Source organism: Ruegeria sp. C6, assembly GCF_056537625.1.
The window spans coordinates 968,644-987,765 of the sequence record NZ_JBQFRW010000001.1; the positions used below are offsets into that span (position 1 = coordinate 968,644).

Annotated in this window: 13 protein-coding genes and 1 tRNA gene; 10 read left to right on the forward strand and 4 right to left on the reverse strand. The window is 56.3% G+C overall.

Annotated features, from left to right (window positions below):
- Nucleotides 1-5 precede the first annotated feature (5 nt).
- The 3 genes from ACR0MJ_RS04790 (at nucleotide 6) to ACR0MJ_RS04800 (ending at nucleotide 2,190) form a co-directional block, all read left to right on the forward strand.
- Nucleotides 6-932, forward strand: coding sequence for a methylenetetrahydrofolate reductase (locus ACR0MJ_RS04790; protein WP_170393017.1), 927 nt, complete (start codon nucleotides 6-8; stop codon nucleotides 930-932).
- A gap of 9 nt (nucleotides 933-941) precedes the next feature.
- A complete protein-coding gene (locus ACR0MJ_RS04795) occupies nucleotides 942-2,006 on the forward strand; it encodes a methyltetrahydrofolate cobalamin methyltransferase (protein WP_170393018.1) in 1,065 nt (354 codons plus the stop codon).
- Nucleotides 2,007-2,116: 110 nt separating this feature from the next.
- Nucleotides 2,117-2,190 (forward strand) — tRNA-Gly (locus ACR0MJ_RS04800).
- 1 nt (nucleotide 2,191) lies between these two features.
- On the opposite strand, the gene ACR0MJ_RS04805 is transcribed toward ACR0MJ_RS04800, so the two are convergent.
- Both ACR0MJ_RS04805 and ACR0MJ_RS04810 read right to left on the reverse strand, forming a co-directional pair.
- Nucleotides 2,192-3,049 carry a class I SAM-dependent methyltransferase gene (locus ACR0MJ_RS04805; protein ID WP_480759539.1) on the reverse strand — a complete coding sequence of 286 codons (858 nt, stop codon included), beginning with the start codon at nucleotides 3,047-3,049 and terminating at the stop codon, nucleotides 2,192-2,194.
- Between the two features lie 24 nt (nucleotides 3,050-3,073).
- The gene (locus tag ACR0MJ_RS04810; protein WP_480759541.1) at nucleotides 3,074-5,119 is read right to left on the reverse strand and encodes an ASKHA domain-containing protein; all 2,046 of its coding nucleotides are present in this window, start codon (nucleotides 5,117-5,119) and stop codon (nucleotides 3,074-3,076) included.
- Nucleotides 5,120-5,334: 215 nt separating this feature from the next.
- Between ACR0MJ_RS04810 and guaB the strand changes: the two genes are divergently transcribed.
- From guaB to ACR0MJ_RS04825, 3 genes are all read left to right on the forward strand, one after another.
- Complete coding sequence (gene guaB, locus ACR0MJ_RS04815; RefSeq protein WP_170405866.1) at nucleotides 5,335-6,783, forward strand: IMP dehydrogenase; 1,449 nt, start codon at nucleotides 5,335-5,337, stop codon at nucleotides 6,781-6,783.
- Nucleotides 6,784-6,843: 60 nt separating this feature from the next.
- Nucleotides 6,844-8,007, forward strand: a complete 1,164-nt coding sequence (locus ACR0MJ_RS04820; protein ID WP_480759545.1) for an RsmB/NOP family class I SAM-dependent RNA methyltransferase — start codon at nucleotides 6,844-6,846, stop codon at nucleotides 8,005-8,007.
- 103 nt (nucleotides 8,008-8,110) lie between these two features.
- The gene (locus ACR0MJ_RS04825) at nucleotides 8,111-10,402 is read left to right on the forward strand and encodes an ATP-binding protein (protein WP_480759547.1); all 2,292 of its coding nucleotides are present in this window, start codon (nucleotides 8,111-8,113) and stop codon (nucleotides 10,400-10,402) included.
- 5 nt (nucleotides 10,403-10,407) lie between these two features.
- Here ACR0MJ_RS04825 and ACR0MJ_RS04830 read toward each other — a convergent pair whose 3' ends face one another.
- A complete protein-coding gene (locus tag ACR0MJ_RS04830) occupies nucleotides 10,408-11,001 on the reverse strand; it encodes a gamma-glutamyl kinase (RefSeq protein ID WP_480759550.1) in 594 nt (197 codons plus the stop codon).
- A gap of 190 nt (nucleotides 11,002-11,191) precedes the next feature.
- On the opposite strand from ACR0MJ_RS04830, the gene recA reads away from it, so the two are divergent.
- The 4 genes from recA to ACR0MJ_RS04850 all read left to right on the forward strand — a co-directional run bounded on the left by recA (nucleotide 11,192) and on the right by ACR0MJ_RS04850 (nucleotide 16,379).
- On the forward strand, nucleotides 11,192-12,256 hold the full coding sequence (gene recA / locus ACR0MJ_RS04835) for a recombinase RecA (RefSeq protein WP_170393025.1): 1,065 nt from the start codon (nucleotides 11,192-11,194) through the stop codon (nucleotides 12,254-12,256).
- Nucleotides 12,257-12,437: 181 nt separating this feature from the next.
- Nucleotides 12,438-15,110, forward strand: coding sequence for an alanine--tRNA ligase (gene alaS / locus ACR0MJ_RS04840; protein ID WP_480760294.1), 2,673 nt, complete (start codon nucleotides 12,438-12,440; stop codon nucleotides 15,108-15,110).
- 1 nt (nucleotide 15,111) lies between these two features.
- The gene (locus ACR0MJ_RS04845) at nucleotides 15,112-15,399 is read left to right on the forward strand and encodes a DUF1330 domain-containing protein (protein WP_170393026.1); all 288 of its coding nucleotides are present in this window, start codon (nucleotides 15,112-15,114) and stop codon (nucleotides 15,397-15,399) included.
- Between the two features lie 359 nt (nucleotides 15,400-15,758).
- Entirely contained in the window at nucleotides 15,759-16,379 is a 621-nt protein-coding gene (locus ACR0MJ_RS04850) for a transglutaminase-like cysteine peptidase (RefSeq protein WP_170405851.1), read from the forward strand.
- Between the two features lie 870 nt (nucleotides 16,380-17,249).
- On the opposite strand, the gene typA is transcribed toward ACR0MJ_RS04850, so the two are convergent.
- A complete protein-coding gene (typA, locus tag ACR0MJ_RS04855; RefSeq protein ID WP_170405848.1) occupies nucleotides 17,250-19,067 on the reverse strand; it encodes a translational GTPase TypA in 1,818 nt (605 codons plus the stop codon).
- Nucleotides 19,068-19,122: the final 55 nt, after the last annotated feature.

Below are 19,122 nucleotides of genomic sequence, written 5' to 3' on the forward strand. Positions count from 1 at the left end.
CCGCTATGGCTTTGCTGAACTTCAAGAAACGTGATGCGGTCGAAAACGGCCCTGTGAACCCGACCGTCGAAGCCTTTTTGCAGGGGTACTCGATCGAGGTGATGCCGCGCACTGCGGAAAAGGTCGAAGATTTCCGCGCGCTGCTGCCAGAAGGCACCCGTGTCTACATCGCCCATATCGAGGGCACGCCAATCGAAGACATGGTCAAAACCGCCAAGCGCATCGCGGCCGAAGGTTACCCTGTCATGCCGCATTTCCCGGCACGGATCATCAAGGATGCCGCGACGCTGGAAAACTGGATTTCCATGTATCAGGGTGAAGCGGGTGTCGAGCAGGCGCTTCTGCTGGCCGGTGGGGTCGCCAAACCGCATGGTGATTTCGACAGCTCGATGCAGCTGCTGGAAACCGGACTGTTCGACAAGGCGGGTTTCAAGCGACTGCACGTAGCCGGTCACCCCGAAGGCAACAAGGATATCGATCCCGACGGCTCGACCAAGAATGTCGATGACGCGCTGCGCTGGAAGCAGAAGTTTTCGGAAACCACCGACGCCGAAATGGCGCTGGCCACTCAGTTTGCGTTCGACGCCAAGCCGATCATCGCTTGGGCAGATAGCCTGAAAGAAGCGGGTATTGATCTGCCGATCCATATCGGTATCGCGGGCCCGGCGAAGCTGCAGACGCTGATCAAATTCGCTATCGCCTGCGGCGTTGGTCCATCGTTGAAAGTCCTGCAGAAGCGCGCCATGGACGTGTCCAAGCTGCTGTTGCCTTACGAGCCAACCGATGTGGTCACCGAACTGGCCAATCACAAGGCAGCCAACCCGGATTTCAATATCACCAAGGTACACTTCTTCCCGCTGGGCGGGATCAAGACCAACGCCAACTGGGCGATCAACAACGGCGGCGCTTCGGCAAAGCCGGTTAACTCCTAAGGAACGGACATGACCCGTACAGTCGTAGAATCAAAAACAAAAACTGCCGTTCTGGGCTTTGACGAACCGTTCTGCGTTATCGGTGAGCGGATCAACCCAACGGGCCGTAAGAAACTGGCTGCCGAATTGGAAGCAGGCGATTTCTCGACAGTCGAAAAGGATGCTCTGGCGCAGGTCGCTGCAGGCGCGACCGTTCTGGATATCAACGCAGGTGTCGTCTACAACTCGAACCCCAACCCGAACGAGACCGAGCCGCCGCTGATGACCAAGATCGTCGAGCTGGTGCAGGGGCTTGTTGATGTACCGCTTTGCATCGATTCCTCGGTTCCGGGCGCTTTGGAAGCCGGTCTTGAGGCGGCGGAAGGTCGTCCGCTGTTGAACTCGGTCACCGGTGAAGAAGAGCGTCTGGAACTGGTTCTGCCACTGGTCAAGAAATACAACGTACCCGTTGTGGCGATCTCGAACGATGACACCGGAATCTCGGAAGACCCTGATGTGCGTTTTGCCGTCGCCAAAACCATCGTTGAGCGTGCAGCCGATCACGGCATCCCGGCTCATGACATCGTGGTCGATCCGCTGGTCATGCCGATTGGTGCGATGGCAACTGCTGGCCAGCAGGTGTTTGCTCTGGTCCGTCGTCTGCGGGAAGAGCTGGGCGTGAACACCACATGCGGTGCGTCCAACATCTCGTTCGGCCTGCCGAACCGTCACGGTATCAACAACGCCTTCCTGCCGATGGCAATGGGTGCTGGAATGACTTCGGCGATCATGAACCCGGTGGCTCTGCCGGTGACTCAGAAGAAGATTGCTGAAAAGAAAGAGGCCGTTGCTGCCGCCGGTATCATTCTGCCCGAGGATATGGACGACGAAACCTTTGTACAGATGTTCGGTCTGGGTTCGACCCTTCCGCGTGCGGGCAAAGAGATGGAGGCCATCCGCGCCGCCAACCTGCTGACCAACAACGACGCACATGGCGGTGAGTGGATCAGGTTCAACAAACCACCCGCCGAGGCCGGAGCCGAAGGCGAGGGTGCACGCGGACGTCGTGGCGGCGGTCGCCGTCGCCGCGCTTAAGGTATATAAAACAATCGATTGGGCCGGATCTTTGATCCGGCCTTTTCGATTTGTCAGGGTTTGTTGACCCTTGAACCCCGGTAAAGAGCAGTGCTAATCAATGCCCAGCGGCGGGTATGATGTAATGGTAGCCTGTCAGCTTCCCAAGCTGAACGCGCGGGTTCGATTCCCGCTACCCGCTCCAATCATTCTGCGCGTCGGGCCTGATAGAGGTTGATCATCGCCGGGATGAGGATCTCCGAACCAGACTGATACTGTCGGAACTCTTCTGCGACCGCTTGTTGAATAGCGTCAGTATCAGCCTCACTCCCTTCGAAATGAGCAACAACACGGCCCGCAGGACCAACACGTGTCACCAGCCTCGCCGTGCCTTCAACGCCGCCAAAACCCGTCAGGTTCACTGTGATCGCGTCGCCGGTTACTTCAGACAGCCCCGCTTGGGTCATCAGACCTTTGACATGGTCGATGTCGTGGAACGCCAGCGGCCCGGGCGCATAGCGGTCTACGCGGGGCGGTTGACCCATTCGCCGAACGGCGGCGACATGGGGTATCTTGAACCACGGGTTGACGTCCAATGGCCCCCAGGAAGCGAACGTCATTTGCCCACCGGGTTTCAGTGCCAAGGCGATGTTTCGGAATGCTGCGATCGAGTCGCTAAAGAACATGACACCAAACCGGGAGATTGCGGCATCCATTTGTCCGGGTTCAAACGCGTGGGTTTGCGCATCCGCGCGCTGAAAAGTGATAGTCTGTATCCCGTTGCTTTCAGCGCGTTTGGCTGCGCGGTCCAGAAAGGGCTGTGAAATGTCAGCGGCCAGAACGTGCCCGTTCGGTCCTACCGCGCGGGCGGCAGCGATTGCGCTGACGCCCGTGCCACATCCGATATCCAACACTTGCATACCCGCCGACAGGGCGGCCCGGTCCAGAACGAGATCAAGAACGGGCGCGAAGGCGTGGTCAAGCTGATCCTCATAGGTCAGCCATTTGGTTCCTTGTTCCGAGTTTCCCCAGAATTCCGCCTGTTCCTCGTTCACTGATGTCATATTCGCCTCCTGTGGATGGGGCGACTATGACCTCCGGCGGCGTCGACGGCCAGATTTTTCATCATCCCCGCCGCCGGTATTGAAGGACGGAGCGGGCAGGGTGACGACCTGCGCCAATTCAGGGAACGGATCGGTTTTGTGCGGGATCGCATTGGCGGCGACGAAATGGTCTTGAAACTTGGGTTCGATTGCCGTTTCGACCTTGGTGATCTCGCGCACCACGCGTTCGATCTCGGCCCGCGATCCGATGTTACACAGCGCGATCCGGGCACCGGTTCCAGCGGCATTACCCGCGCTGGAGACCTTCTCCAGCGGTGCATCAGGGATCATACCCAGCACCATCGCGTGTTTGGTCGAAATATGCGCGCCGAAGGCACCGGCAAGTACCACGCGATCCACACGGTCAACCTCCATCTCATCCATTAGGAGACGCGCTCCGGCGTAGAGCGCGGATTTAGCCAACTGGATGGCACGGATATCACCCTGAGTTACTGTGATACGCGGACCGCCCTCGGCGCTGGCATCGTGGATCAGATAGGAGTTGGTGCGGCCTTCGGGAACGCAACGCGGTGTGCCCGTCTGCGCGACCGAGCCGATCAGCCCGCTTTCGTCCAGAAGACCTGCAATGCGCATCTCGGCCACGGCCTCGATAATGCCTGAGCCGCAGATACCGGTGATGCCCGTGGTGGCAATGTCCTGATCAAAGCCTTCGTCATTCGACCATTTCTCGGACCCGATCACGCGGAAACGCGGTTCTTTGGTGACAGGATCGATTTCGATTCGTTCAATCGCACCGGGCGCGGCTCTCTGGCCCGAGCTGATCTGGGCACCCTCAAATGCGGGGCCGGTGGGTGACGAACAGGCCAGAACGCGGTGGGTGTTGCCCAGCAAGATTTCCGCATTGGTACCCACATCCACGATCAGTACCAGATCGTCGGACTTGCCGGGTTCCTCGGATAGGGCAACGGCAGCGCAGTCCGCACCCACATGGCCCGCAATACACGGCAGGATGTAGACCTGCGCGCGCGGATTCATCGTGGTCAGGTCCATCTCATGCGCAGGCAGGGACATGCTTTCAGACGTCGCGAGCGCAAATGGCGCCTGACCCAGTTCGACTGGGTCCAGACCCAGCAAAAGATGGTGCATGACCGGATTGCAGACGAACACCGCTTCGACGATCAAAGCGGCATCGATCCCGGCCTCATCAGCGATTGAAGTGGTCAGATCGCTGATCGCTTCGCGCACGGCCCGGGTCATTTCCTTGTCGCCACCGGGATTCATCATGGCGTAAGACACGCGGCTCATCAGGTCTTCGCCGAAACGAATTTGCGGGTTCATCAGGCCGGAAGAAGCCTTGACTTCACCTGTTTCCAGATCGGTCAGGTGCGCAGCGATGGTGGTCGAGCCGAGGTCGATAGCCAGACCGTAAAGCCCATGTTCGTGCAGGCCGGGCCAAATTTCGACGATACGGGCTACGTTGTCCTTGTGGCCTTTGTGGACGGCGACCGTGACCTCCCATTTCCCTTTGCGCAGCACTGGCTGCAGCTTGGACATCAGCGACAGATCGGCGGTAATCGCATCGATCTTCCATTGTTCGCGCAAGGCGCGTTCTAACCGTTCCAGATCGCCTGTGGGCGAGTGCATGTCGGGTTGTTCCACCACCACGAAATACAGGCGTGTTGCAGGGTCCATGGTGATGGCGCGGGCGGCGGCGGCCTTGCGGACCACCTGACGGTGAACCTGGCTTTCAGGAGGCACGTCGATCACCACGTCACCCTGAACCGAGGCCTGACAGCCCAAACGGCGCCCGGGTTTCAAGCCTCGCTTGTCGTCATATCGCTGTTCAACCGCGTTCCATTCGCTCAGCGCGTCCTCCGAGACGGTCACGCCATGCTTGGGAAACTCGCCATAGCTGGGGGTGATCTGACATTTCGAACAAATACCGCGTCCACCGCAGACTGAATCAAGATCGACACCCAACTGGCGCGCTGCCGTCAGGATTGGCGTGCCAACGGGAAAGTGTCCGCGTTTGCCGGACGGGGTAAAAACGACAAGAGGATCGGTGGTCATGAATGGCCTGCCTTTGTATTCGCGCGTATGCCGGCGAACATATGGGTTTGAACGCAAAGGGAAAGGGCATTCAGCGGCACGTTTTGCATTGCTTGCGTCGTTTTCGGGCGTGGCAGAAGCCCGCAGGGGAAAACAACTTGGGTTCGGGGCTTTCCCTCTGGTGAAATCCATGCAATAGGGTCACCGTCAAACGGGCTTTTGCATGGGGTTATCAAATGCAGATTCGTGAGGCACTCACCTTCGACGACGTTCTTCTGGTTCCGGGCGCATCTTCTGTGCTGCCGGCAACCGCTGATACCACCACGCGCGTGACGCGTGAGATTACGATGAACATCCCGCTGCTAAGCTCGGCGATGGACACGGTGACCGAGGCGCGTATGGCTATCGCCATGGCGCAGGCTGGAGGCATCGGCGTGGTGCACAAAAACCTCTCGGTCGAGGAACAGGCTCGTGAAATTCGGCGGGTAAAGCGGTTCGAATCCGGTATCGTCTATAACCCGGTCACGCTGCGCGCGGATCAAACATTGGCAGATGCTCAGGCTTTGGTAGAGCGCTACAACTTCACCGGCTTCCCGGTCGTTGAAGAAAGCGGTCGTGTCGTCGGCATTGTCACCAACCGAGATATGCGCTTTGCGACCTCGGATGACACGCCGATCAAAGCGATGATGACCTCTGACAATCTGGCGATGCTGCAAGAGCCCGCCGATCTGGAAGAGGCCAAAAGCCTCATGCGTGCGCGTCGGATCGAAAAATTGCTGGTCGTCGATGGCGAGGGCAAGCTGACAGGCTTACTGACGCTGAAAGATACCGAGCAGGCCGTGCTGAACCCTACAGCCTGCAAGGACCGGTTGGGCCGTCTGCGTGTGGCTGCTGCAACCTCGGTCGGAGACGCTGGGTTCGAGCGGTCAGAGCAGTTGGTCGATTCCGGGGTCGATATCATTGTTGTGGATACCGCACATGGTCATTCGCAAGGGGTTCTGGACGCGGTGAAACGTGCCAAGACGCTGTCGAATGAGGTTCAGATCATCGCCGGTAACGTCGCCACTGCCGAGGCCACCAAAGCGCTGATCGATGCAGGTGCAGACGCGATCAAAGTGGGCATCGGGCCCGGCTCGATCTGTACCACACGGATGGTCGCGGGTGTTGGCGTCCCTCAGTTGACGGCCATCATGGATTGTGCCGCTGCGGCGGGGGAAGTTCCGGTCATTGCTGATGGTGGCATCAAATTCTCGGGCGATTTCGCCAAGGCGATTGCGGCAGGGGCATCTTGCGCCATGGTGGGTTCGATGATTGCGGGCACGGATGAAAGCCCGGGCGAGGTGATCCTCTATCAAGGCCGCTCGTTCAAATCGTATCGCGGCATGGGAAGTCTGGGTGCGATGGCGCGCGGCTCGGCGGATCGATATTTCCAGAAGGACGCCGCGAATGACAAGCTGGTGCCCGAAGGGATCGAAGGCCAGGTGCCGTACAAAGGGTCCGCAAGTGCTGTTGTGCACCAACTGGTTGGAGGTTTGCGCGCGGCGATGGGCTATACCGGTTGTGCCACCGTCGATGAGATGCGCCAGAACTGCAACTTTGTCAAAATCACTGGCGCAGGTTTGAAGGAAAGCCATGTGCATGACGTTCAGATCACACGGGAAAGCCCCAATTATCGCGTGATGTAAGTTTGTGAGACCCTTCAGGGGGTCTCTCGAAATTGATCGTGTAGACGAACGGAAAACGCGATGACACCTGCTGCTCGGGTACAGGCCTCGATCGAGATCCTCGATGACATTCTTGCCGGTGCACCGGTCGAGAAGGCGTTGACCGGCTGGGCTCGACGCAGTCGGTTCGCGGGATCTAAGGATCGCGCTGCGATCCGGGATCATGTGTTTGATGCATTGCGGTGCAAGCGATCCTTCTCGGCGCTCGGTGGATCCGAGACGGGGCGCGGCCTGATGATCGGTGCCGCCCGATCCTTGGGCTCAGACCTAACGTCAGTATTTTCGAGCGCGCGATATGCACCTGCAGAGGTAACCGAGGCTGACCAACCCAGGTCATTTCGGAGCGACGCAGAACGTCTGGATATCCCCGAGTGGTTGTGGCCCCAATTTCAGGCCGCGTTGAAGGACGAAGCTGAACTTGCCGCAGCCGCGCTACAATCGCGCGCTCCGATTCATCTGAGGGTCAACCTGCTGAAAACTGACCTGCCTACAGCCATTCAACGACTGGCTGCCGAGGAGATCACGGCGCATCCACATCCGGCCTGCGATACTGCATTGGAAGTTACCGAGGGCGCACGCAAGATATCTCAGAGCGGTCCGTATACAGATGGGCTGGTTGAGTTGCAGGATGCCGCAAGCCAGGCGGTTGTTGCCGCGCTTGATTTGCAGCCAGGCATGCGAGTTCTGGACTACTGTGCAGGCGGCGGTGGTAAGGCTTTGGCTTTGGCGGCAAGGGACCCCGGCGTTCACGTCTTTGCCCATGATGCCAGTCCCAAACGCATGCGGGATTTGTCAGCACGCGCGGCAAGGGCGGGCGCAGATGTCACGATCTTGACCACAGGCCAAGTCTCCAGCCAGGCGCCGTTCGATGTCGTTTTGACAGATGTGCCCTGTTCCGGCAGCGGATCGTGGCGCCGCGCACCGGCAGGGAAATGGGCGCTTACACCGGAGCGCTTGGACGAGCTGACGCAGATTCAGGCCGCTATTCTACAAGATGTTTCACCTCTCGTTGCGCCCAAAGGCGTGCTTGCTTATGCGACCTGCTCGATGCTGACGATTGAAAACGACGGCATTATTGATGGATTCTTGGCCAGCAATCCCGAATGGCAGAGCGGATACCGCAAAACGTGGCTGGTTTCACACGGGACCGATGGATTTTTCACAGCACACTTGACGCGAATATAAACTTTAAAACACAACCTTAAGAAGTTTATGTCACTGATCATTAAGCAGCAATTAACCATTGCAGGCAGATATTGATCAGAAATTGTAATAATCCGGGCTGTTTATGTCTATTCAATCTGAATTTACCCCCTCTCGATCAAGTGGATGGGGCATCGATCGTGGGCGCTATGCCTCGCTGGCATTGATCGCCATTTTATTGAGCGTACTTTCCTTCTTTGACGTCTTGCCGCCACGGTTAAGTGCCGGGGTCGCAGCCTTTGGCTTGTCCTTCCTGGTAGTAGTGGTCTTTGCCTTGGCGCGCGCTTGGATATTGAATCAGATCGAAGCGCAAACATACGCTGCGATGACGGGTTTTCTAGAGCAAGAAACCGATGCCTGTGTCATTTCGGATGCGATGGGCGAGGTGCTAGTTGCAAACGCGCAGGCCAATGCGCGTCTTATTCGGAACGCGGGTACGCGATTGGATGAGTCTCTGCGTACCGTATTTGCAAACCCGTCGGCGGTGCTGTTGCGTTTGCAGTCTCATGCCCTGAAACGGGGCTTTTGGGAAGAAGATGTTGTCACGCGCGGACAAACAATACCCGTGTCTGTTTCAAAGCTGGGTGAAAATCGGTTTTGCTGGCGTTTTAGGATAGATGCACCCCAGATCTGGCGCAGCGTGCAGCGGCCGGTTCTGACGGTCGGACGAAATGACGTGGTGCTGGATGCCAATGATGCGGCAATTGAACTTTTTGGTCAGATTCCCACATGCCTCAAGCCGATGGTTCAGGCTGGCGGTGCAGTTGATGGTAGCATCATACAGATAAAAACCGGGGAAACCGAAGCACCATTCACTGTCACAACGCTAAGGCACAGCGGTATTGTGCGTGAGTTGCTTTTGACGCCGCTGCAGCACGCCGAAGGACCGCAGCACACGACATCATTTGCAGATTTGCCAGTTGCGATCATGTGCATGTCTCCCGATGGAGATGTTAGCGAAGCAAACCACCTCGCAGTTGAATTGGTCGGTGAGATCCAACCGGGGCGGACGAATATCGAAAGCATGATGCAGGGGCTCGGCTATCCGATCAGGGACTGGCTGGCGAGTGCTGCCGAACAAGGCGCAGCACCGCGGTCTGAATTCCTGCGTTTGGTGCGCAAGGACAAAGAGGTATTTGTGCAAGTTACGCTGTCACGGATTCTCAGGGATGGTCAGGTCTGTCTTATTGCGGTTCTGAACGATGCCACCGAACTGAAAACGATGGAGGCGCAGTTTGTTCAAGGCCAGAAGATGCAAGCCGTTGGGCAATTGGCGGGCGGGGTGGCACATGATTTCAATAACTTGCTGACGGCGATTTCGGGGCATTGTGATCTGTTGCTGTTGCGCCATGACCAGGATGACCCGAATTACGGCGATCTTGTACAGATCAATCAGAACGCCAACCGTGCTGCAGCGTTGGTCAGCCAGCTTCTGGCCTTTTCGCGCAAACAAACGCTTCGGCCCGAGGTATTGGATCTGCGCGACACGATTTCAGATCTTATCCATTTGCTAAACCGTCTTGTGGGCGAGAAGGTCCGCCTGACGCTCAGTCATGATCCGGTGCTCAAATCCGTCTGCGCGGACAAGCGCCAGTTAGAGCAGGTGTTGATGAATCTGGTCGTCAATGCGCGTGATGCGATGCCCGAGGGCGGGGAGATTCGGATCGAGACCGAAGTGGTGACATTGGATCAACCGATCACCCGCGACCGGGCGACGGTGCCGCCGGGGGAATATGTCACGGTCAAAGTCATCGACAGCGGTATCGGGATTCCTTCGGACAAGCTGCAAAAAGTGTTCGAGCCTTTCTATACCACCAAACGCACTGGCGAGGGGACGGGGCTAGGGCTATCGACCGTTTACGGGATCGTAAAGCAGACCGGTGGTTTCATATTCGTCGACAGTGTTCAGGACCGGGGCACGGAATTCACCGTTCTTCTGCCCGTTAGCTCCGGGCCCCAAACACAGGAACCCGAGGCGCCCGGCACCTTGGAGGTGCAGAGCTCTGGCTTGGGTGAAGGCGTGGTTTTGCTGGTCGAAGACGAGGCCCCGGTACGGGCCTTTGCGACGCGGGCGCTTCGGCTGAAAGGGTATACAGTGCTTGAAGCTGAATCAGCCGAAGATGCGCTGAAATTGTTGGACGATCCCAATTTGTTGGTGGATGTCTTTGTCACTGATGTGGTCATGCCCGGAATGGACGGCCCGACCTGGGTGCGCGAGGCGATGAAAGCGCGCCCAGACGTGCGGGTTGTCTTCATGTCAGGCTATACCGAAGGTGCGTTTGGCGAATCTGGCCCCCAAGTCGAAAACTCCACTTTCCTGCCCAAGCCGTTTTCGCTGACCCAACTGACCGAGGCGGTGTTTCAGCAAATGAACTGAAACCCCTATTCGGCGGATTGATACAAGGCGTATTCAGCGGCGTTCAAAGTCTGAAACCGGTGTTCGGTCTGCTTTGAAATGTCCATCGGACAAGTGGGTGAGACATTCTCAAGCGACAGTTCGATTTTACATTCCAACCGATTCTGAAGGAATTCCAGTATCTTCTGCTGATTGTCATATTTGAAGACATGGGTCACGCCGGCACCGTTGCTGCGGGGTTGCAGAAATTCGGTCTGACTTCCCACATCTGCGAAGGCCGGGCGAGGGTTCTGCATGTAGGCGTTCAGGAACGCCTCGAAGCTAATATCCTTCGTGGAATGCGCATGATCGGCCAATTCGGGGCGCGTTCGATATCGATACCAGCTTCCCAGCCAATCGATGGGTTCGCGTACAATGGCCATGACGTCCATTTCAGTATCAAACATCTTGCGGAACATTGTCTGGAAGAAGCGATCATAGCGACGCATGTTCGCATGTTTCAGGTCAGTTGGGCCGGCCACAACAATGTCAGCCCGGTCGCGCAAGGCCGATTGATACGCTGTGCTGCCGGTCTTTGGGACGGACAGAAGCGTCAGCCGCTTTTCGTAGAAAACAAGCATTTATCTTTTCTCTTCAATGCCTTTCATGTCTCAGATTGTCGTAAACGACTCTTTAACACAATTGCTGAAAAGTAGTTTTCATAAGTTTTAGTTGAAATGTTCTCTTTTTGGTCCCATAAGGAACAAGAGGCGAACAAAGCAGCGATTGCCGCCCGATCAAGGGTGTGACAAAAGAGAAGGCGACAGGACAATGGCGGATCTTCTGACGATGAGCGATAAGAAAAACGCAGACAAGCAAAAGGCGCTCGACAGCGCATTGGCCCAGATCGAACGGCAGTTCGGCAAGGGCTCGATCATGAAGCTGGGCGAAGATTCCAAGCAGGATATCGACGCGAGCTCGACCGGCTCATTGGGCTTGGATATCGCGCTGGGGATTGGCGGCCTGCCGATGGGCCGTATTGTTGAGATCTATGGCCCGGAAAGCTCGGGTAAGACCACGCTGACGCTGCATTGTATTGCTGAACAGCAAAAACGCGGCGGTGTCTGCGCGTTCGTTGACGCGGAGCATGCGCTGGACCCGCAATATGCGCGCAAGCTGGGCGTGGATCTGGATGAGTTGCTGATCTCTCAGCCTGATACCGGCGAACAGGCGCTTGAGATCACCGACACCTTGGTGCGATCGGGGGCCGTGAATATGGTCGTGGTCGACTCGGTTGCGGCGCTGACGCCGAAATCCGAGCTTGAGGGCGACATGGGTGACAGCAGCGTGGGTGTGCAGGCTCGGCTGATGAGTCAGGCGATGCGCAAGCTGACCGGCTCGATCAATCGCTCGAATTGCATGGTGATCTTCATCAACCAGATCAGGATGAAGATCGGTGTGATGTTTGGCAGCCCGGAAACCACTACCGGTGGTAATGCGTTGAAATTCTACAGCTCGGTCCGTCTGGATATTCGCCGTATCGGTGCGATCAAGGATCGGGACGAAGTTGTGGGCAACCAGACCCGCGTCAAGGTCGTCAAGAACAAGGTGGCACCGCCGTTCAAGCAGGTGGAATTCGACATCATGTATGGCGAAGGCATCAGCAAAATGGGTGAGCTTCTGGATCTGGGCGTCAAGGCCGGTGTGGTCGAAAAGTCGGGTTCGTGGTTTAGCTACGGTGATGAGCGGATCGGGCAGGGGCGTGAGAATGCCAAGCAATATCTGCGTGACAATTCCCGTGCGGCGCTCGAGATCGAAGACAAAATACGTGCCGCGCATGGGTTAGACTTTGAAATGCCACCCGAAGCGGAAGAGGATGACATCCTCGAAGCTTAAAGCGTGCCTGAGGGGGAACCAAAGAAATCCCCCGGCACCCCGGTAGTGCTGAATCTATCTGGAACAGGGTGGCCCCTAGGGGCCGCCTTGTTTCGTTTCGGATGGGCCAATGCTGTGGACACTCTCGGGGGGTGGGGCTAAACCATTGCTGACCATTACGACTGCGCGCCGAGAGAGCCTTATGCCAACGCTGAACGACATTCGATCTACCTTCCTGAACTACTTTGCCAAGCAGGGGCACGAAGTGGTTGCGTCTAGCCCGCTGGTTCCGCGCAATGATCCGACACTGATGTTCGTCAACTCGGGTATGGTTCAGTTCAAGAATCTGTTTACTGGCGTCGAAACCCGCGACTACAGCCGTGCTACCACTGCACAGAAATGCGTGCGTGCAGGCGGCAAACACAACGATCTGGACAATGTGGGCTATACCGCTCGCCACCATACGTTCTTTGAAATGCTGGGGAATTTCTCATTCGGGGATTACTTTAAGCATGAGGCGATACCGTTCGCTTGGGAACTGATCACCAAAGAATTTGGTATCGATAAGAACCGTCTGTTGGCCACTGTCTATCACACCGATGATGAGGCATTTGAAATCTGGAAAAAGGTTGGTGTCCCTGAAGACCGGATCATCCGCATCGCTACTAATGACAATTTCTGGCAAATGGGCCCTACCGGCCCCTGCGGCCCGTGCACCGAAATTTTCTATGACCATGGTGATCATATCTGGGGTGGGCCTCCGGGTTCGGCTGAGGAAGATGGCGATAGGTTCATCGAAATCTGGAACATCGTTTTTATGCAGAATGAGCAGTTCGAAGACGGCTCGATGGTCGAACTCGATATGCAGTCGATCGATACCGGCATGGGATTGGAACGCATTGGTGCGTTGCTGCAAGGCAGCCACGACAATTATGACACCGATCTGTTCAAAACGCTGATCGAAGCCTCCGCGGATGCGACCGGTGTTGATCCTTATGGGGATCAAAACGTGCATCATCGCGTGATTGCGGACCACTTGCGTTCAACTTCGTTCCTGATCGCGGATGGTGTGATGCCGTCAAATGATGGGCGAGGGTATGTTCTGCGCCGTATCATGCGCCGCGCGATGCGCCATGCGCATCTGTTGGGGGCCAAAGATCCGGTGATGCATCGCCTGGTACCCACGCTGGTGCAATTGATGGGTGCGCAATATTCAGAGCTTGGTCAGGCGCAGCCACTGATCGAAGAGACACTGCTGCTTGAGGAAACTCGGTTCAAGCAAACTTTGGATCGCGGTCTGAAGCTGTTGGATGAGGAAGTCTCGGGCTTACCTGAAGGCGATCCACTACCCGGAGACTCGGCGTTCAAACTGTATGATACCTATGGTTTCCCGCTCGATCTGACGCAGGATGCGCTGCGCGAGAAAGGTCGAACCGTCGACACCGATGGATTTGACGTGGCGATGGCCGAACAAAAAGCCAAGGCACGCGCGGCGTGGGCCGGATCTGGCGAATCTGCCGATCAGGTGGTTTGGTTCGATGTGCTGGATGCGGCCGGTGCGACCGATTTCCTTGGCTACGATACTGAAAAGGCCGAGGGGCAGGTCGCTGCGTTGGTGGTCGATGGTGCATTGGTCGACAAGATCGAGAAGGGTGGTACCGGCTGGGTCGTAGTCAACCAGACACCGTTCTATGGCGAGGCCGGCGGCCAGGTCGGCGACACCGGTGAAATTCGCAGGCTGGATGAGCGCGACGATATCGCCCGTGTTGAAGACACCAGAAAGTTTGCTGATGGCAAAGTCTATGCTCACAAGGTCACGATTGATCATGGGGCGATCTCAAAAGGTGACGCAGTTGAGCTGGAAGTCGATCACGCGCGCCGCACGGCCATTCGTGCCAACCACTCCGCGACGCACCTTCTGCATGAAGCCCTGCGTGAGACATTGGGTGACCACGTAGCGCAGCGCGGGTCGCTCAACGCATCAGATCGTTTGCGGTTCGATTTCAGCCATTCCAAGGCTCTGACACTGGAAGAAGTGCAGAAAGTTGAGCGAGAGGTGAACGCATTCATCCGCCAAAACTCAACCGTGGAAACCAGGATTATGACACCGGATGACGCCCGTGAACTGGGTGCTCAAGCTCTGTTCGGTGAGAAATACGGGGATGAGGTGCGCGTGGTTTCGATGGGCAAAGCACCCACCGGCAAAGGCCAGGATGGTGAGACATGGTCGATTGAACTGTGTGGCGGCACCCATGTGCGCCAGACCGGTGATATCGGAACCTTCGTCGTGCTGGGCGATAGTGCCAGCAGCGCAGGCGTGCGGCGGATCGAGGCTTTGACCGGTGATGACGCGTTTAAGTATCTGTCGAAACAGGATCATCGCCTTTCAGCAATTGCGCTTGAGTTGAAAGCCCAGCCGGATGACGTTGTGGCGCGTGTGAAGACTCTGTTGGACGAGCGTAAATCGCTGCAGAACGAAGTTGCGCAGTTGCGCCGCGATCTGGCGATGGCCGGAGGTGCGGGGCAGGGCAGTGGCGCTGAAGCGCGCGATGTGAACGGTGTGGCGTTCTTTGCGCAGTCGCTCACGGGTGTTTCCGGAAAGGATCTGCCTGCGTTGATTGATGAGCACAAAAGCCGTCTGGGTACGGGCGCAGTATTATTGATTGCTGATACCGGCGGCAAAGCGGCTGTCGCAGCGGGTGTGACTTCGGACCTGACAGACACGGTATCTGCGGTGGATCTGGTCCGGGCGGCGGTCGCTGAACTGGGCGGCAAAGGCGGTGGCGGACGGCCTGACATGGCACAGGGGGGGGGCAAGGATGCCTCGAATGCAGAGGCTGCAATCAAGGCCGCTGAACAGGTTTTGGGAGGATAAGATGCCAGCACTTTGGATCGCACACGTCACTGTGACAGACGCCGATGCTTATGGAAAATACGCCGAGCTTGCAGGGCCGGCAATTGCGGCGCATGGGGGTGAATTCATCGCCCGCGCGGCACGTTACGTGCAGTTAGAGGGCAAAGAGCGACCACGCAATGTGGTCGCCCGCTTCCCAACCGTAGAGGCTGCGGTAGAGTGCTACAATTCTCCTGCATATCAGCAGGCATTGGATCATGCCCGTGGCGCCAGCGAGCGAGAGCTGGTGGTCGTTGAAATTACCGACTGAGAATCAGGCTAAATCTACCTTCGCATGAAATTTGCAAATTCTGCCCGGCCCCGAGCCGTGCGTCCTGCCATGCATTTTAGCGTGGGCGGCTCTTCACGATCGCTCTGAATTTATACACATTATTACAATGGGTTGTGCGTACTTCCTGTTGATTTTGAACATATTTCTCTGTCCGATTGTGGCACTTCGCGCCACTTTCTTGCGCGGAAATGGTCACGAAATGTGACGAATTTCCGCCGTTTTTTCCGCTCAATCTCGGATTTGATTGCGTGACAACCACGGTTTGCGGATATGGTCCGGTATACAGATGGGTTCTGATCCACGCAGTTTGCAGGGATTAATAGGACTCGAGGGACAGCATGAAATTCTTTGGTACGACCATAGATGCCCACTTAAAGAGCGCTGCCAAGCTTGGCGGGCTGTTTGGTTTGGCTATCCTGATTAACGGTTCGCTGTTGTTTGGGACTGAAGCATCGGCGAAAGATGCCGCGTTTATCCCGAGTATCGCTGCCTCGCCACCACCCTCCGGTGCGCGTCAGCTTTGCGGTAAGTATTCCTGGGCATGTGCGCAAAAAGGTATCGGTTCCTTATCTACCAGCCAAGAATTGAAGCTTGTCAAAGAGATCAACCGCCGCGTTAATCGATCCACGCGAGAGGTCACGGATCAGTCGCAATACAAAACCAGTGAACTTTGGGCGCTTCCAACGTCGCGCGGTGGTGACTGCGAAGATTTTGCGCTTCTAAAGAAAAGAGATTTGATCCAGGCTGGTTTCGACCCTCGTAAACTACTGCTCGCGACAGTGTTGGATACGCGCAGAAACTCTCATGCTGTTTTGGTTTATCGGTCGAGCGGCGGCGATCTGGTCCTGGATAATTTGACCAATCAGATCAAGCCTTGGAAAGCGACGCGCTATCTGTTCTTGAGGATGCAAGACCCAAAGCAGCCACGAAATTGGGTCGGGGTTTTCGGTAAGAGCTAGAAAATCGTGAAACAAAGATACGGGCGCCTGCTATTAGCAGCGCCCGTATCTTTGTAATAGTTAACAAAATACTAGTGTTTACCCTGGTATTCGAATTTTTTTCTACCTTTTGTCTTTAGACCTTTTCTCCTTCAGCTTTAAGTTGTGTAAATTATTGTCTTTGGTTTGATTGTCATCAGGATCTTTGTTTTTTCCGTTGTCCTCGCTTTCCGGCGTCAAGGAACCAGGGTCGTTGTCTGGAGAAGGAATACGGCTCGGGCCGGAACATGAACATTCCCGCTCTGATTCATCCCATGGACCATCGTCTGATCTTAGGTTGGCAAAGCCGGTGCTCAAAGTTGGCAAGTCAGTCAAGACTGCCACAAATTGAGGACAATCAAGAATGGTACGCTCCAAAGTCAACTTAATATCTGCGCGTCTCTGGATGCAACGGAGTATGCCCGCAGTAATCATTTCGCACGTACAAATAGTGTTCGACGATACAGATTTTTGTCGTTCTCACGGCGCATTTATCGGTTGCCTAAGCGAATTCACGAAGATGAAGTGTATGATTGCTAAGGCAAAGCAATTAATAACAGTTTGGATTCAATGCGCATAGGACACTGCTCAAACGCTCATTAACTAAACTGCCGTAGACTCGAGCGGCGTATCGCTCTTGAGACAATGCCCACTTTCTGCCGCCTATTATCAAACAAGCTATTTGTCTGATTACAGTGAGCTGGCTCACTCAAATGAAGATTAACCCATAAGAAACAAAAAGAAGACCTGCTGTTGCACCAGGTCTTCTTTTTCTGTGTTGTTTCTAGCCTGACGCAAAAATGTCACGAATGTGGCAATGTTTCCAAAACGTGAACAAGTTCACAGCAATGATCAGGCTGATTTTGACATCCGTTTACGCTCATGCGGATCCAGATAACGTTTGCGAAGCCGGATCGCATTGGGCGTAACCTCGACCAGTTCATCGTCGTCGATATAAGCGATTGCCTCTTCAAGCGAGAACTGAATATGAGGGGTCAGCCTTACTGCGTCGTCCGAGCCGCTGGCACGCACGTTTGTCAGCTTCTTCCCTTTCAGCGGATTCACTTCCAGATCGTTGTCTCGCGAATGCTCTCCGATCACCATGCCCTGATAGACATCAGTTTGCGGGCCAACGAACATGCGGCCACGCTCTTCCAAATTCCAAAGCGCATAGGCAACCGCCTGGCCGTTTTCCATCGAGATCAGAACACCTGCGCGTCGGCCGGGGATCTGTCCTTTATGGGCCGCCCAGCCGTGGAAGACACGGTTCAAGACACCAGTTCCGCGCGTATCGGTCAGGAACTCTCCGTGATAGCCGATCAGGCCACGAGACGGCACGTGGGCGATGATCCGGGTTTTGCCTGCCCCTGCAGGGCGCATTTCAGCCAGTTCACCTTTGCGCGCACCCGTGATTTTCTCGATCACCGCGCCAGAATATTCATCATCCACATCGATCGTGACTTCTTCGATAGGTTCAAGGCGCTGGCCGCCCTCCTCGCGGAACAAAACCTGTGGGCGCGAGATGCTGAGCTCGAACCCTTCACGGCGCATGTTTTCGATCAGAACACCCATCTGCAATTCGCCGCGACCAGCAACCTCGAAGGCTTCGCCGCCGGGCGTGTCGCTGATGCGGATGGCTACGTTCGATTCGGCTTCTTTCATCAGGCGATCACGAATGACCCGAGACTGAACCTTTTTGCCGTCACGACCGGCCAGCGGGGAATCGTTTATGCCGAAGGTCACTGTGATGGTTGGCGGATCGATAGGCTGGGCAGGCAGGGCCTCTTCGACTTGCGGGGCTACAAGGGAGTCTGCCACGGTGGCTTTGCTCATACCCGCAATCGTGACAATGTCGCCTGCTTCAGCGACGTCGATGGGTTGTTGAGCTAATCCACGGAATGCCAGGATTTTCGACGCGCGGAAGCTTTCAATCTGGGTGCCGTCTCGGCTGAGTGCCTTGAGGCTGTCACCTGCTTTCAGAGTTCCACTTTCCACGCGACCGGTCAGAATGCGACCGATGAATGGATCGCTGCCCAAAGTGGTGGCGAGCATCCTGAACGGTTCGTCCTTTTTCTCGATCTGCTTGGGGGCGGGGACGTGATCAACGATCAGATCGAACAGGGCGGTCAAGTCCTTGCGCGGACCGTCAAGCTCCATATCGGCCCAGCCGGACCGGCCCGAAGCATACATGGCCGGGAAGTCCAGCTGATCGTCATCGGCGCCCAAGTTGGCGAAAAGGTCGAAACATTCGTCCAGAGCGCGATCAGGCTCGGCATCGGGTTTGTCGACCTTGTTCAGCACGACAATCGGGCGCAGGCCCAAAGCCAGCGCCTTTGAGGTCACGAATTTGGTTTGCGGCATCGGGCCTTCGGCGGCGTCGACCAGCAGTACAACGCCGTCGACCATGCTGAGAATACGTTCGACTTCCCCACCGAAATCAGCGTGGCCGGGGGTGTCGACGATGTTGATGCGGGTATCCTTCCACTCAACACTGGTGGCTTTGGCCAGGATGGTAATGCCGCGTTCGCGTTCCAGGTCGTTGCTGTCCATGGCGCGTTCTGCCACGGCCTGGTTTTCCCGGAACGCGCCGGATTGTTTAAGCAGCTCATCCACCAGGGTCGTCTTGCCGTGGTCCACGTGAGCGATGATTGCGATGTTGCGCAGGTCCATGAGAGGTCAGCCTTTGAACGGGAAGTTGCCGCGCGCATAACGCGGCGCGACAAAA

Excerpts from the sequence above, each read along its gene's own strand:
- ACR0MJ_RS04810 (WP_480759541.1), bottom strand. The coding sequence starts at position 5,119 with ATGACCACCGATCCTCTTGTCGTTTTTACCCCGTCCGGCAAACGCGGA.
- ACR0MJ_RS04820 (WP_480759545.1), top strand. The coding sequence starts at position 6,844 with ATGACACCTGCTGCTCGGGTACAGGCCTCGATCGAGATCCTCGATGAC.
- ACR0MJ_RS04845 (WP_170393026.1), top strand. The coding sequence starts at position 15,112 with ATGCCAGCACTTTGGATCGCACACGTCACTGTGACAGACGCCGATGCT.
- alaS (WP_480760294.1), top strand. The coding sequence starts at position 12,438 with ATGCCAACGCTGAACGACATTCGATCTACCTTCCTGAACTACTTTGCC.
- ACR0MJ_RS04850 (WP_170405851.1), top strand. The coding sequence starts at position 15,759 with ATGAAATTCTTTGGTACGACCATAGATGCCCACTTAAAGAGCGCTGCC.
- ACR0MJ_RS04830 (WP_480759550.1), bottom strand. The coding sequence starts at position 11,001 with ATGCTTGTTTTCTACGAAAAGCGGCTGACGCTTCTGTCCGTCCCAAAG.
- ACR0MJ_RS04825 (WP_480759547.1), top strand. The coding sequence starts at position 8,111 with ATGTCTATTCAATCTGAATTTACCCCCTCTCGATCAAGTGGATGGGGC.
- ACR0MJ_RS04805 (WP_480759539.1), bottom strand. The coding sequence starts at position 3,049 with ATGACATCAGTGAACGAGGAACAGGCGGAATTCTGGGGAAACTCGGAA.
- guaB (WP_170405866.1), top strand. The coding sequence starts at position 5,335 with ATGCAGATTCGTGAGGCACTCACCTTCGACGACGTTCTTCTGGTTCCG.
- ACR0MJ_RS04795 (WP_170393018.1), top strand. The coding sequence starts at position 942 with ATGACCCGTACAGTCGTAGAATCAAAAACAAAAACTGCCGTTCTGGGC.
- typA (WP_170405848.1), bottom strand. The coding sequence starts at position 19,067 with ATGGACCTGCGCAACATCGCAATCATCGCTCACGTGGACCACGGCAAG.
- recA (WP_170393025.1), top strand. The coding sequence starts at position 11,192 with ATGGCGGATCTTCTGACGATGAGCGATAAGAAAAACGCAGACAAGCAA.
- ACR0MJ_RS04790 (WP_170393017.1), top strand. The coding sequence starts at position 6 with ATGGCTTTGCTGAACTTCAAGAAACGTGATGCGGTCGAAAACGGCCCT.